General features: G+C 66.7%; 18 protein-coding genes. 13 read left to right on the top strand and 5 right to left on the bottom strand.

Annotated elements, in window-relative coordinates; translation table 11 throughout:
- The first annotated feature begins 11 nt into the window (after positions 1-11).
- The 4 genes from ffh to LY254_RS11495 all read left to right on the top strand — a co-directional run bounded on the left by ffh (position 12) and on the right by LY254_RS11495 (position 3,783).
- A complete protein-coding gene (gene ffh / locus LY254_RS11510) occupies positions 12-1,478 on the top strand; it encodes a signal recognition particle protein (protein ID WP_247477268.1) in 1,467 nt (488 codons plus the stop codon).
- A gap of 89 nt (positions 1,479-1,567) precedes the next feature.
- The gene (gene rpsP / locus LY254_RS11505) at positions 1,568-1,978 is read left to right on the top strand and encodes a 30S ribosomal protein S16 (protein WP_010315608.1); all 411 of its coding nucleotides are present in this window, start codon (positions 1,568-1,570) and stop codon (positions 1,976-1,978) included.
- Positions 1,979-1,989: 11 nt separating this feature from the next.
- Positions 1,990-2,973: a PhoH family protein gene (locus LY254_RS11500; RefSeq protein ID WP_247477267.1), complete on the top strand. Its 984-nt coding sequence runs from the start codon at positions 1,990-1,992 to the stop codon at positions 2,971-2,973.
- 75 nt (positions 2,974-3,048) lie between these two features.
- Entirely contained in the window at positions 3,049-3,783 is a 735-nt protein-coding gene (locus tag LY254_RS11495) for a Bax inhibitor-1 family protein (protein ID WP_247477266.1), read from the top strand.
- A gap of 65 nt (positions 3,784-3,848) precedes the next feature.
- Here the strand turns inward: LY254_RS11495 and LY254_RS11490 are convergent, their stop codons facing one another.
- Complete coding sequence (locus LY254_RS11490; RefSeq protein WP_010315603.1) at positions 3,849-4,376, bottom strand: hypothetical protein; 528 nt, start codon at positions 4,374-4,376, stop codon at positions 3,849-3,851.
- An 89-nt stretch (positions 4,377-4,465) separates the two neighbouring features.
- Between LY254_RS11490 and era the strand changes: the two genes are divergently transcribed.
- The 3 genes from era to trmD are packed head-to-tail and all read left to right on the top strand — an operon-like array spanning position 4,466 to position 6,569.
- A complete protein-coding gene (gene era, locus LY254_RS11485; protein WP_247479895.1) occupies positions 4,466-5,389 on the top strand; it encodes a GTPase Era in 924 nt (307 codons plus the stop codon).
- A 13-nt stretch (positions 5,390-5,402) separates the two neighbouring features.
- Positions 5,403-5,867: a phycobiliprotein lyase gene (locus LY254_RS11480; RefSeq protein ID WP_247477265.1), complete on the top strand. Its 465-nt coding sequence runs from the start codon at positions 5,403-5,405 to the stop codon at positions 5,865-5,867.
- A gap of 3 nt (positions 5,868-5,870) precedes the next feature.
- On the top strand, positions 5,871-6,569 hold the full coding sequence (trmD, locus tag LY254_RS11475; RefSeq protein ID WP_247477264.1) for a tRNA (guanosine(37)-N1)-methyltransferase TrmD: 699 nt from the start codon (positions 5,871-5,873) through the stop codon (positions 6,567-6,569).
- A 4-nt stretch (positions 6,570-6,573) separates the two neighbouring features.
- Here trmD and LY254_RS11470 read toward each other — a convergent pair whose 3' ends face one another.
- Positions 6,574-7,488, bottom strand: a complete 915-nt coding sequence (locus tag LY254_RS11470) for an SPFH domain-containing protein (RefSeq protein ID WP_010315595.1) — start codon at positions 7,486-7,488, stop codon at positions 6,574-6,576.
- A 56-nt stretch (positions 7,489-7,544) separates the two neighbouring features.
- Between LY254_RS11470 and LY254_RS11465 the strand changes: the two genes are divergently transcribed.
- The 6 genes from LY254_RS11465 to larB are packed head-to-tail and all read left to right on the top strand — an operon-like array spanning position 7,545 to position 10,274.
- Positions 7,545-7,985, top strand: coding sequence for an NfeD family protein (locus LY254_RS11465; protein WP_247477263.1), 441 nt, complete (start codon positions 7,545-7,547; stop codon positions 7,983-7,985).
- Between the two features lie 24 nt (positions 7,986-8,009).
- A complete protein-coding gene (locus LY254_RS11460; RefSeq protein ID WP_247477261.1) occupies positions 8,010-8,255 on the top strand; it encodes an AbrB/MazE/SpoVT family DNA-binding domain-containing protein in 246 nt (81 codons plus the stop codon).
- 13 nt (positions 8,256-8,268) lie between these two features.
- A complete protein-coding gene (locus LY254_RS11455) occupies positions 8,269-8,631 on the top strand; it encodes a PIN domain-containing protein (protein WP_247477260.1) in 363 nt (120 codons plus the stop codon).
- A gap of 52 nt (positions 8,632-8,683) precedes the next feature.
- Positions 8,684-9,169: a 2-C-methyl-D-erythritol 2,4-cyclodiphosphate synthase gene (ispF, locus tag LY254_RS11450; protein ID WP_247477259.1), complete on the top strand. Its 486-nt coding sequence runs from the start codon at positions 8,684-8,686 to the stop codon at positions 9,167-9,169.
- Positions 9,166-9,597 carry a TIGR03792 family protein gene (locus LY254_RS11445; RefSeq protein WP_247477257.1) on the top strand — a complete coding sequence of 144 codons (432 nt, stop codon included), beginning with the start codon at positions 9,166-9,168 and terminating at the stop codon, positions 9,595-9,597. The genes ispF and LY254_RS11445 overlap by 4 nt, the downstream gene beginning before the upstream one ends.
- A complete protein-coding gene (gene larB / locus LY254_RS11440) occupies positions 9,594-10,274 on the top strand; it encodes a nickel pincer cofactor biosynthesis protein LarB (protein ID WP_247477255.1) in 681 nt (226 codons plus the stop codon). Before LY254_RS11445 ends, larB begins: the two co-directional genes overlap by 4 nt.
- Here larB and LY254_RS11435 read toward each other — a convergent pair.
- From LY254_RS11435 to LY254_RS11425, 3 genes are all read right to left on the bottom strand, one after another.
- Positions 10,246-10,404: a hypothetical protein gene (locus tag LY254_RS11435; RefSeq protein WP_198001908.1), complete on the bottom strand. Its 159-nt coding sequence runs from the start codon at positions 10,402-10,404 to the stop codon at positions 10,246-10,248. The two genes, larB and LY254_RS11435, sit on opposite strands and share 29 nt — an antisense overlap.
- Before the next feature lie 115 nt (positions 10,405-10,519).
- On the bottom strand, positions 10,520-10,684 hold the full coding sequence (locus tag LY254_RS11430) for a hypothetical protein (RefSeq protein ID WP_010315575.1): 165 nt from the start codon (positions 10,682-10,684) through the stop codon (positions 10,520-10,522).
- A 123-nt stretch (positions 10,685-10,807) separates the two neighbouring features.
- Positions 10,808-11,704: a DUF1517 domain-containing protein gene (locus LY254_RS11425; RefSeq protein ID WP_247479893.1), complete on the bottom strand. Its 897-nt coding sequence runs from the start codon at positions 11,702-11,704 to the stop codon at positions 10,808-10,810.
- Positions 11,705-11,754: the final 50 nt, after the last annotated feature.

The following is an 11,754-nucleotide window of genomic DNA, read 5'->3' as shown; positions in this document are numbered from 1 at the left end:
CAGGCGCCCCCATGTTCGACGAGCTCTCCCAACGGTTTGAAGATGCCGTCAAGAACCTGCGCGGTCAGGGGGCCATCAACGAGGGCAACATCGACGGTGCTCTCAAGGACGTGCGCCGGGCCCTACTGGAGGCCGACGTCAGCCTTCCGGTGGTCAAGGACTTCGTCGAAGAGGTCCGCAAGAAGGCCCTAGGGGAAGAGGTGGTGCGGGGCATCAGCCCCGACCAGAAATTCATTCAGGTCGTTCACGAGCAACTCGTGGAGACCATGGGCGGCGAGAACGCACCCCTGGCCCCTGCCGGCAAAGAGGGCGCTCCGGCGGTGGTGCTGATGGCGGGCCTGCAGGGCGCCGGTAAAACCACCGCCACCGCCAAGCTCGGCCTGCACCTCAAAGAAAAAGGACGCAGGGCGCTGCTGGTGGGGGCCGACGTCTACCGGCCCGCGGCCATTGAGCAGCTCAAAACCCTGGGCGGGCAGATCGGCGTTGAGGTCTTCAGCCTTGGCACCGACGCCAAACCGGAAGCCATCGCCGCCGCCGGCATTGAGAAGGCCAAGGCCGAAGGCTTCGACACCGTCCTGGTGGACACCGCCGGCCGCCTCCAGATCGACACCTCGATGATGGAGGAGATGGTGCGGATCCGCGAAGCCGTCCAGCCCGATGAGGTGCTGCTGGTGGTGGATTCGATGATCGGCCAGGAGGCCGCCGAACTCACACGGGCCTTCCACGATCAGGTGGGCATCACCGGTGCGGTGCTGACCAAGCTCGACGGCGACTCCCGCGGCGGGGCGGCCCTCTCGATCCGCAAGGTCAGCGGCGCACCGATCAAATTCATCGGCACCGGCGAAAAGGTCGAGGCACTCCAGCCCTTCCACCCCGAGCGGATGGCCAGCCGCATCCTCGGCATGGGCGATGTCCTCACCCTGGTGGAGAAGGCCCAGAAGGAGGTCGAGCTGGCCGACGTGGCCAAGATGCAGCAGAAGCTCCAGGAAGCCACCTTCGACTTCTCGGACTTCATCAAGCAGATGCGCCTGATCAAGCGCATGGGCTCCCTGGGCGGCCTCATGAAAATGATCCCGGGGATGAACAAGATCGACGACGGGATGCTCAAGCAGGGCGAAGAGCAGCTCAAGAAGATCGAAGCGATGGTTGGCTCCATGACCGAAGCCGAGCGCTGCGACCCCGACCTGCTGGCCGCCAATCCCTCCCGCCGGCGCCGGATCGCCAGCGGCAGTGGCCACACCCCCGCGGATGTGGACAAGGTGCTGCAGAACTTCCAGCAGATGCGAGGCTTCATGCAGCAGATGACCCGCGGTGGCGGAATGCCCGGCATGCCTGGAATGCCCGGCATGGGCGGAATGCCAGGGATGCCTGGAATGGGCGGAATGCCCGGCATGGGGGGAATGGGTGGCCGCGGTGGCGGCGGGATGCCCAAGGCCCCTAAACCCGCCAAGAAGCGCAAAGGCTTCGGCCAGCTCTAGGGGGTCACCCCAGAGAGTATTGTTGTCGTTTGCGCCCGATTCCCTGGGGAATCAACGCGCGTTTATCCAGTCAGCAAGGCAAGGCCACAATGATCAAGCTCCGCCTGAAGCGGTTCGGTAAGAAGCGGGAAGCGAGCTTCCGCCTGGTGGCCTGCAACAGCACCTCACGCCGCGACGGTCGTCCCCTTGAGGAGCTGGGCTTCTACAACCCCCGCACCAAGGAGACCCGTCTCGACACCGAGGCCATCCGCGCCCGTCTCGCCCAAGGCGCTCAGCCCACCGAGGTCGTGCAAACCCTGCTCGAGCGCGGCGGTCTGATCGAGAAGAAAGTGCGTCCCTCCGTGGTCGTCGGCCAGAAGAAGCAAGCCGCCATCCGCGAGGCTGCTGCCAAGCAGGCCGCTAAGGAAGCTGCCGAAGCCAAGGCTGCTGAGGCCGCTGCTGCTGCAGAAGCCGCCGCTGCCGCCGAAGAGGCTCCCGCTGAAGAAGCAACTGAAGCCTGAGGCCCTCCCCCATGCCCGGGGCTGAAAGCCTCACGGCCTTCACCATCGACCTTCCCGACCAGGACGCCGCCATGGCCCTGGCCGGTGAAGCTGAATCGACCCTGCATCGCCTGGAAGCCCTGACTGGTGCTTCGTTGGTGCTGCGGGGTCTTTCGCTGCAACTGCGCGGCAGGCCGACCCAGCTGGAGCGGGCCGCCGGCCTGGTGGAACTGCTGCGTCCCCTTTGGCAGGAAGGCCAAGGCATCACCCAGGTGGATGTGCAAACCGCCCTCTCCGCCCTGGATACGGGCCGCGGAGAGGAGCACCAGCAGCTGGGGAAACAGGTGCTGGCCCGCAGCCAGAGCGGGAAGCTGCTGCGTCCCCGGACCCTCAAACAAAAGACCTACGTCGAGGCGATCGAACGCCACGACCTCACCTTCGCCCTCGGTCCAGCCGGCACCGGCAAGACCTTCCTGGCGGCCGTTCAGGCAGTCCGAGCCCTGCAGGAGCGCAAGGTGGAGCGGCTGATCTTGACCCGCCCGGCCGTGGAGGCCGGCGAGCGCCTGGGCTTTCTGCCAGGGGATCTGCAGCAGAAGGTGGACCCCTATCTGCGGCCCCTTTACGACGCCCTGCACAGCCTGCTGGGACAGGAGCGGACCGCGGCGCTGATCGAGAAGAACGTCATTGAGGTGGCGCCGCTGGCCTACATGCGGGGCCGCACCCTGGCGGAGGCCTTCGTGATCCTCGATGAGGCGCAGAACACCACCCCCGCCCAGATGCGAATGGTGCTGACCCGCCTGGGGGAGGGATCAAAGATGGTCGTCACCGGAGACCCCACCCAGATCGACCTGCCCCAGGGGCAGTTGAGCGGCCTGATCGAAGCCGCTCAAGTCCTGGAGGGGGTCGAGGGCATTGCCGTCTGCCGGCTCAGCGCCGCCGATGTGGTGCGCCATCCGCTGGTGCAGCGCCTGGTCACGGCCTACGCCGCCCGGGATGCGGCCAAGTCCCGGCGTTAGTCGGGGGATCCACACCCCCAAAGGGCACACAAGCTGGAGATCGCTGGCAGGATGAAGCCAGTCATCCTCTGTGCCATGCCGGCCAGCAGCAATTTCCAGGAGGCCATCCGCGAGGCGCAATCGAGCGCCCTCGTGGGGCCCAACGTGGTCAATAAGGCGCTGCCCTACGTGGGCGGCGGCATGGTGCTCACCGCCGGTGGCGTGATGGGCGGCCTGGCTCTGTTGGCCAGCAACCCCGCCAGCTTCATGCCCCTGTTCTGGGTGGCCCTGATTGGCAACTTCATCCTCTTCTTCGTGGCCCAGAACGTGGCCCTGAAGGCGAACAACAGCACCGCGCTGCCGCTGATGGCGGCCTACAGCCTGATCACCGGCTTCACCCTGAGCGGCATCGTCGCCCTGGCCATCGGCACCGCCGGCATCGGCGCCATCGGCACCGCGGCTCTGGCCACCGGCGTCACCTTCGTGGCCGCCTCGGTGATGGGCCGCCGCATGAGCGACAGCGTCGGTCAGGCCCTGAGCGGCGTCGTCGGCCTGGGCATCCTCGGCCTAGTGATCGCCATGGTCGTCCAGATCGTTGGCGGCATCTTTGTGCCCGGCTTCGGCATGGGCGGCATGGAGCTTCTGATTGCCGGTTTCGGCACCGTGATCTTCGTGGGCGCCGCCTTCGTGGACTTCTACACGATGCCCCGCACCTACAGCGACGACCAGTACCTGGCCGGTGCGCTGAGCATGTACCTGACCTACATCAACCTCTTCATCTTCATCCTGCGTCTGGTGATCGCCCTCAACGGTGGCGGCCGCCGCGACTGATCCCGTTCCCTGGTTCACCCAAGCGCCCCAAACGGGGCGCTTTTTTGATGCGCTGAGGGGGCGCCTCAGCCCTCCGCCACGGCCAGCACCGCCTCAGCAATCGCCGCGGTCTGAGCGGCGTCATACCCCCAGCGCTTGAGGAAGGCCACGTCCTCACCGCGGCCCTCGGTCGCCTCCAGCAGGACTTCCAGGCGGGCCTTCACGGCCTCAGGTTCCAGCAACCGCAGCAGTTCGGTGCAACGCGCCTGTACCCGCTCCGATCCTGCCTGCTGCGCCTCATCGGCATTGCGACCGTGATGCAGCGCCATGGCCGTGCTCATCGCCAGGTTGCGGGCGCTGAGATCCACCACGCCATCGCCGGCCTGGCGCAGGGCCAAGACCACCGGATCCGGCAGACGGTCCATCAGCGGGCAATCCCCTGCCAGGGAGACCACAAAGAACCCCCGGGCGCCATCACGGCTGGCCACCAGCTCAGAGACCCGATCGCCAATCACCTCATCGCTGAGTTCACCGTTTTCCCAGAGCCCCAGCCACTGGGCTGTGATCTCCATCGCCTGTTGAAACGTGGGCTCCAGCGGGGCGGCTTCGGTCATGGGGGAGGTTGAACTGCCAAGGTGAGGCTATGGAGTCACACGACCAGCTGCCGCCTTTGCCAGATCTGAGCGATCTGCCGGCCGAGGCCATGGCCGGGGGCTTCAGCCTGGGGCAGAGCCCCGAAGGATTTCGCTCGGGCTTTGTCGCCCTAGTGGGACGGCCCAACGTGGGCAAATCCACCCTGATGAATCAGCTGGTGGGGGAGAAGGTGGCGATCACCTCCCCCGTCGCCCAGACCACACGCAACCGGCTGCGGGCAATCCTCACCACCCCCACAGCCCAGCTGGTCCTGGTGGACACCCCTGGAATCCACAAGCCACACCACCTGCTGGGGGAGCGGCTAGTGCAGACCGCCCGCGGTGCCATCGGCGAAGTCGATCAGGTCCTGCTGCTGGTGGATGGCAGCCAGGCCGCCGGCCGAGGCGACGGCTTCATCGTGGAACTGCTGGAGCGCATCAAGGTGCCGGTCCAGGTGGCGCTGAATAAATCCGACCTGGTGGACCCGGCCCAGGCCGCCGAGCTGGAGGCCAGCTACCGCGAGCTGGTGCCCGGTTGGCCCCTGCACCCCGTCAGCGCCCTCAACGGCGATGGGACCGAGGCCCTGGTCAGTGCCCTCGCCGCGGAGCTTCCTGAAGGCCCCCACCTGTATCCACCGGATGCGGTCAGCGACCAGCCCGAGCAGCTGCTGCTGGCGGAGTTGATCCGTGAGCAGGTTCTGCAGCACACCCGCGAAGAGATCCCCCACTCCGTCGCCGTTCAGATCGAGCGGGTGGTGGATGACAAGGAACGCACCGCCGTGCTGGCCACCGTGTTGGTGGAGCGCAACAGCCAGAAGGGCATCCTGATCGGCAAAGGCGGCAGCATGCTGCGCCAAATCGGCACGGGCGCCCGGCAGCAGATGCAGAAACTGATCGCCGGTCCGGTCTACCTGGAGCTCTTCGTCAAGGTCGTTCCCAACTGGCGCCGCAACTCCTCACGGCTGGCGGAATTGGGCTACCGCGGCGACAGCTGAGAGAATCGCCGCCATGAGCGACAACGCCTCCTTCCCCCCCGACTCGATCGAAGCCTTCCTGCGCTTCTGCGACGGCGAGTGGATGAGCCTTCGGTCCCGTTTCGTGCTGGGCGATGACAGCGACGCCGGTGAGGGCGACGAGTGGCACAGCAGCGAGCGCGGTGAACTGGTGGTCCGCTACCTCGAGGGCAACCCCGGCGGGCTGAGCGTCGGGCCCAAGGAGCAGGCGCCCAAGCAGCTGCAGTTTCAGGCCGATGGGCAGTTCCACGCCGGAGATCAGCAGGGCCGCTGGACCCTCTGGCCCGACAGCAGCCTGGAACTGGTGATCGAGCGCGATGGCAACGAGATCCGCGAGCGGATCTGGTTCAACAAGCCCAACCTGCGGCTGCGCTCCACCATCGAGCAACCGGCCGATGGCACCCCCGGCCGCGCCAGCTTCAGCTCTGAGATTCGCCGGGTGAGCCGGCCCGCCGCCTGAGCGATGCGTCTCGATGTGGTCAGCCTGACCCCGGAGGCCTTCGCGCCGCTGCAGGGTCTTGGGGTCATCGGCCGCGCCTTCGCCGCCGGCCGCGCTGAGCTCCACGTTCACAACCCCCGGGATTTCGCCACCGACCGCTACCGCAAGGTGGATGACGAGCCCTATGGCGGCGGTGCCGGCATGGTGCTCAAACCCGAGCCGGTCTTTGCCGCCTACGAATCGATCCCAACCCAGCCGCGCCGGCGCACCCTGTTGATGTCGCCCCAGGGGCAACCCCTACGCCAGCAGGATCTGCGCCGTTGGGCTGCGGACTACGACCAGCTGGTCTTCCTCTGCGGCCACTACGAAGGATTCGACGAACGCATTCGCTCCCTGGCCGATGAGGAGGTCTCGATCGGCGACTTCGTGCTGACCGGGGGTGAACTGCCGGCGATGACGATCATCAATGGTGTCGTGCGTCTGCTGCCGGGCACCGTCGGCACCGAGGCCTGCCTGGAGGAGGAAAGCCACAGTGCCCTGCTGCTGGAGCACCCCCACTACACCCGGCCGGCTGACTTCCGCGGCATGACCGTCCCGGAGGTGCTGCGCAGCGGCGACCACGGCGCCATCGCCCGCTGGCGCGCCGATCAACAGCAGCAGCGAACCGAAGAGCGCCGGCCCGATCTCTACGCCCGCTGGCAAGAGCAGCAGCAACAGCAGTGAGCTGTTAGGCCTCGGGCTTCTGCAGCCCCTTGAGGGCACCGAGCAGGGCCGCCGGGCTTTGCGGGTCCACCATCAGCACGCTGCCCCCGGGGGCCTGGGCCATCGATTCGCCCATGGTCATCCAGTCGCCCGCGAGCAGCAGGCGCATCGCCTCCGCCGCCTCGGGATCGGCCTGCATCGCCTTGGCTAGGCGGGTGGCGGCATCGGCGCGGGCCTGGGCCAAGAGTCCCTGCTGCTTGGCCTGGGCCTCCGCCTCCAGCAGCAGGGCTTCCTGCTTGGCCCTGGCATCGAGCACCAGGGCTTCGGCCCGGCCCCGGGCTGCATTGAGCTGGGACTCCTTCTCGCCTTCAGAGCGCAGGATCGCGGCGCGCTTCTCCCGCTCGGCCGTCATCTGCTGCTCCATCGCCTGCTGCACCCCGCGGGAGGGCTGAATGTCCCGGAGCTCCACCCGCGTGACCTTCACGCCCCAGGGATCGGTGGCGGAATCCAACTCCCGCAACAGCGCCTCATTCACCTCCTGGCGGGTGGTGAAGGTCTGATCGAGATCAAGCTTGCCCATCTCGGCGCGGATCTGGGTCAGCACCAGATTCACCATCGCCGCCTGCAGGTTGTCGACCGAGTAGTAGGCCCGCTCGTGCTCCAGCAGTTGCCAATAGACCACCGCATCGACCTCGATGGCGACGTTGTCGCGGGTAATGCACTGCTGCGGCGGGATATCCAGCACCCGCTCCTTCAGCGACTCATGGCTGACCACCCGTTCCACCACCGGAAGCACCAGTGAGAGCCCCGGCTGCAGCTGCCGGTCGTACTTACCCAGTCGCTCCACCAGTCGGGACTGGCCGCCGCTGGTGACCTTGATGCTGTTCAGCCCCAGGAAGGCCATCACCACCAGGGCCGGCAAGCCAAACAGCGCTTCCATTGGCCCAATTGATCCGTTGGCTTCAAGCTAGGCAGCAGCTGCCTGATCGCAACCCCGTGACCGCGCTGCTCTGGTTTCTGCTGGCCCTGGTCCTCCTGGCCCTGGAGTGGCTCGGGGTGGAGTTCGATGGCCTGCTCGCCGCGGCCCTGGCGGCCCTGCTGGTCTCCCTACTCAGCGCCTGGCTGCCCCTGAACCTGGGACTGCAGCTGCTGCTCTTTGCGGGGGGCTCGGTGGCACTCCTGCTCGTGCTGCAGCGCTGGTCAGCGCGCAAGCGGGAACGGGCCATTCGCCAGAGCGAAGCCTCCCAATACGCGGAGGTCATCAGCGGCTTCGGGGCCGGCAGTGACCAGGGGAGGGTTCTCTGGCACGGCCAGAGCTGGGCAGCCGAGAACCTTGAACCCCGTCAAGCGCTCCAGCCCGGCAGCCAGGTCCTGGTGATGGGGCGCTCCGGCACCAACCTGCAGGTGCTGCCGGAGCAGCAGCAATCAACCAAGTAAGGCCAGCTGCCTTACCTTGGATGGATGACCAGCGTGACTCTCAGCTCAAAGGGCCAGCTGACCATTCCGCGGCAGCTGCGGGAATCCTTGGGCTTAACCCCTGGAACACGCCTGATGGTGAGTGTTGATCCAAACGGACGACTGATCCTGGTGCCCTCGCTCTACGAACCAGAGGACCTCTTTCGCGATCGACCAACGGTCCAGCGATCCATGACCCTCGAGGACATGGATCGCGCCATCGCCGCTGCTGCCGGCCGTGCGGACGCTTGATACCAACGTTGTAGTGCGAATCTTGATCGGGGATGACCCCGTTCAGACCCCTCTGGCCGAACAAGCGTTTCTCGATGCCATTGCAGCGGGCGGCGCCTTCATTCCCGATGTCGTGCTTGCCGAGGTGGGCTGGGTCCTGCGTGGCTATGGCCTCGAGCGAAGCCAGCGCCATGCCCTGCTGCATCGCCTGGTCCGCACCCGTGGCGTTGCCGTCGTCGATGTCGACGGAGTCATCGATGCCCTCGGCCGATTTCTGAAGGGAGGTGACTTTGCCGATCACCTGCTGCTGGCCCGAGCGAGCAGCCATGGCGCCCTACCGGTGCTCAGCTTCGATCAACGCTTCGCCTGCCATGACGGGGTGGAGATGCTGGGCTGAGCTCTGATCAAAGGCGGCGATAGGGTCGGCGTCCGGATCTCCCTTGTGCCCCATGCAGCTGCGGATCGGCAACGGCTACGACATCCACCGCCTGGTGCCTGGTCGGCCGCTGATCCTGGGCGGGCAGCAGCTAGAGCATCCAGACGGGTTGGGGCTCGATGGCCACAGCGATGCCGACGTGTTGGTGCACGCGATCATGGATGCCCTGTTGGGGGCCCTCTCCCTGGGGGACATCGGCAAGTACTTCCCCCCCGACGATCCCAAGTGGAAAGGAGCCGACAGCCTGGTGCTGCTGGAGCAGGTGGTGGCCCTGGTGACCGAGCGGGGTTGGCGCGTGGTCAACGTGGATTCGGTCGTGATCGCCGAGCGCCCCAAGCTCAAGCCCCACATCGACGCCATGCGCAGCGCCATCGCGGCGCGCATGGGGCTTGAGCCGGATCAGGTGGGCGTCAAAGCCACCACCAATGAAAAGCTCGGTGCCGAGGGCCGCGAGGAGGGGATCTCCTGCCAGGCCGTGGCGCTGCTGCAACAGCCATGAGGCTGCTCGCTAGGGTCGCCGCACTTGTGCTCTGCCTGGCGATGCTGCTGGCCGGCCATCCCGACGTGGCGATCGCCACCAACGCGAAGCCGGGCGGTCAGCTGGAGGTTGTCGTCGTGGAGCACCTGCGCATCAAAGTGCCGGCCGACGGCCGCGCCGCCTGGCTGCAGGCCGAGCAGGGCAGCTGGGAGCCCTGGCTCAAGCAGCAGGACGGGTACCTCGGCCGTGACCTGCTCTGGGACAGCGAGCGGGAAGAGGGCACCCTGCTGATCCGTTGGGCCAGCCGGCAGCAGTGGAAGGCCATCCCCGAGACGGAGGTGGAGGCGGTGCAAGAGCGCTTTGAGCAACTCGCTCGCGAAGCCACGGGCCAAGGCCAGGGCAATCCCTTTCCCTTGGTCTTTGAAGGGGAACTGATCCCCGCGGCATGAGCGAGCAGGCCCGCCTGGATCTGCAACGCCGCCAACGCCTGGGCATGGCCGAGGCGATCTGGGGAGAGCACAAAACAGCCGAACAGATTGCCGCGATCCTGCAGCGGCAACAGGACAGCGGCGAGCTGGCCCTGGCCACCCGGGTCGATCCCGCCAAAGCCCAGGACGTGGCCGCGCTGCTCGCCCATGACCCGCAGCTGCAGTTCCACAGCGATGCCCGCTGCCTCAGCCTTGGCGCTCCGGCGGCGGCCCGGCCGGCGCTCGGCGAGGTCCTGATCCTCAGCGGCGGCACCAGCGATCTACCGGTCGCCGCCGAGGCGCAGCTCGCCCTGCAATGGCATGGCATCAGCTGCGCACTGGTGCTGGATGTGGGCGTGGCGGGCCTGCACCGGCTGCTGGATCAACTGGAGCGGCTGCGCCAGGCCCGGGTGTTGATCGCCTGCGCCGGCATGGAAGGCGCCCTACCCACAGTCTTGGCGGGCCTACTGCCCCAACCGGTGATCGGAGTGCCGGTCAGCGTTGGCTACGGCGTCAGTGCCGGCGGCCAGGCTGCCCTGCACGGAATGCTGGCCAGCTGCGCTCCGGGCCTGAGCGTGGTGAACATCGACAACGGCTATGGCGCGGCCATGGCCGCCCTGCGGATCCTGCTCAGCAGTGGGGCCGCAGCGGAGCACTGAGCGGGCGCTCGATCTCCAGCACCGCCTCCACCCAGAGACGCATCGAGCGGGGCAGTCGCCCCTGTTCGTAGCGATCCAAGGCCTCCATCAACACGGGGGTGTTCACCCACTGCATCGATCGCCGAGCCATTCACGCAACGCCGGTGCACCGCAGTGTGCTGAGCACCCCCAGGGGGTGCAACTAGCCCAGGCCGAATCTGCGGCTGGCCTTCAGGATTGGCCCCGGCGCAACGCCGCGCCAACCCTCAGACCGCCTCGTGGCGGCTCAGCCACTCCAGCTCGCGGGCCCGCTCTTCGCTCTCCACCTTGTTCAGGCGGCTGAGCAGGGCCTGCAGATCCACGCCGGCCAATTCACCGTTGGCCTGCCACTTCATGGCGGAGGTCTCGGCGGTGTGGCGCGGGGTGGACACGGTCTGAAATTGAAGTCTTCAGACCCTACAAATTGAACCCATTGCTTAACAACGGGTTTTGGCGATCAAGAGCCGAAGAGATTCTTTAGTTCCTCAATTCTTGAGGAAATCCGCAGAGCCCAATCAGAGGTGCTTCAGCTGCGGATAGGCCGTAATCAGCTCATCAGCACTCAGCACATCACCCGCCCCTTCCGGCTGCCAGATCACTTCCAAAGCCAGCAGTTGACTGGACGGAACCGAACCCAGGATGCGCAGGGTCTCGCGCAAGTCCTCGGAGCCATTCCCCGGCTTGAGGGTCAGGCGGCTGCGGCTGGCCACAAGCAGTGTGACGGCGATGTAGTCGCTGACGGCATCGGCATCACCGGCCGGTCCACCGCTATTGGCGCTCACCGTTCCCGAGACGTTGCTGGTGACCTCGCTGCGCAGCTTGCTGCGCTCGGTCATCGAGAGGCGATTGAAGGTGGATTCCGCAGCCTGGAAGGGAACCTGCCCGACCTCAGCGTTGGCATAGACCCAGAGATCCGGCTGGCGCAGCAAGGCCAAGGTGCTGTCCTGCAGGACCCGCTGCAGGCCGCTGCTGGTGCTGGTGTCAGCACTGCCGGCGAGCTGTCTCAGGTCCTGCTGCAGCTCCCGCGCCGAAGCCAACAGACCGACCTGCAGTTGGGCGATCGAAACAGGGCCATCGCTTGGCGCGCGATCGATAGCACCGCCCTGCATGCCCGCCGGCAGGGAGCCGCCGCCACCGCCGCCCCGCACTGCGTTCACCAGAAGACCGACTACGGCCATCAGGATCAGGAAGCCAAACAGGCCGCCGCCACCAAAGAAGAAGGGCACTACGAAGGGGAAGCCGAAGCCGCCGCCATAGCCGCGCTGGTAGCCGCCGCCGCGATAACCGCCTCCGCCATAACTACGTGGCATGGGGGCGGAACGGAAGCTGCCGCCGCCGATGCGACCGCCACTGGCTGCCTGGCTGGCCTGAGGCATCGCCAGCAGGAGTGTGAGCACCAGGGCTGGAACCATCAAGCCGCTGAGCAGCCGTCTCACGAGCGAGGAGGGACGTGAAGCGGCCA

Origin of the sequence: Synechococcus sp. NB0720_010 (assembly GCF_023078835.1) — a bacterium.
In the GTDB taxonomy this organism is placed as follows: Bacteria; Cyanobacteriota; Cyanobacteriia; order PCC-6307; family Cyanobiaceae; genus Vulcanococcus.
The sequence above is the reverse complement of the archived record's forward strand: the minus strand, read 5'-3'. Positions and strand labels throughout refer to the sequence as shown.

Coding starts and splice junctions, on each gene's coding strand:
- LY254_RS11495 (WP_247477266.1), top strand. CDS start 3,049: ATGCCGGCCAGCAGCAATTTCCAGGAGGCCATCCGCGAGGCGCAATCG.
- LY254_RS11500 (WP_247477267.1), top strand. CDS start 1,990: ATGCCCGGGGCTGAAAGCCTCACGGCCTTCACCATCGACCTTCCCGAC.
- rpsP (WP_010315608.1), top strand. CDS start 1,568: ATGATCAAGCTCCGCCTGAAGCGGTTCGGTAAGAAGCGGGAAGCGAGC.
- LY254_RS11490 (WP_010315603.1), bottom strand. CDS start 4,376: ATGACCGAAGCCGCCCCGCTGGAGCCCACGTTTCAACAGGCGATGGAG.
- LY254_RS11445 (WP_247477257.1), top strand. CDS start 9,166: ATGAGGCTGCTCGCTAGGGTCGCCGCACTTGTGCTCTGCCTGGCGATG.
- LY254_RS11425 (WP_247479893.1), bottom strand. CDS start 11,704: ATGGTTCCAGCCCTGGTGCTCACACTCCTGCTGGCGATGCCTCAGGCC.
- LY254_RS11480 (WP_247477265.1), top strand. CDS start 5,403: ATGAGCGACAACGCCTCCTTCCCCCCCGACTCGATCGAAGCCTTCCTG.
- LY254_RS11435 (WP_198001908.1), bottom strand. CDS start 10,404: ATGGCTCGGCGATCGATGCAGTGGGTGAACACCCCCGTGTTGATGGAG.
- ffh (WP_247477268.1), top strand. CDS start 12: ATGTTCGACGAGCTCTCCCAACGGTTTGAAGATGCCGTCAAGAACCTG.
- trmD (WP_247477264.1), top strand. CDS start 5,871: ATGCGTCTCGATGTGGTCAGCCTGACCCCGGAGGCCTTCGCGCCGCTG.
- ispF (WP_247477259.1), top strand. CDS start 8,684: ATGCAGCTGCGGATCGGCAACGGCTACGACATCCACCGCCTGGTGCCT.
- LY254_RS11460 (WP_247477261.1), top strand. CDS start 8,010: ATGACCAGCGTGACTCTCAGCTCAAAGGGCCAGCTGACCATTCCGCGG.
- larB (WP_247477255.1), top strand. CDS start 9,594: ATGAGCGAGCAGGCCCGCCTGGATCTGCAACGCCGCCAACGCCTGGGC.
- LY254_RS11470 (WP_010315595.1), bottom strand. CDS start 7,488: ATGGAAGCGCTGTTTGGCTTGCCGGCCCTGGTGGTGATGGCCTTCCTG.
- era (WP_247479895.1), top strand. CDS start 4,466: ATGGCCGGGGGCTTCAGCCTGGGGCAGAGCCCCGAAGGATTTCGCTCG.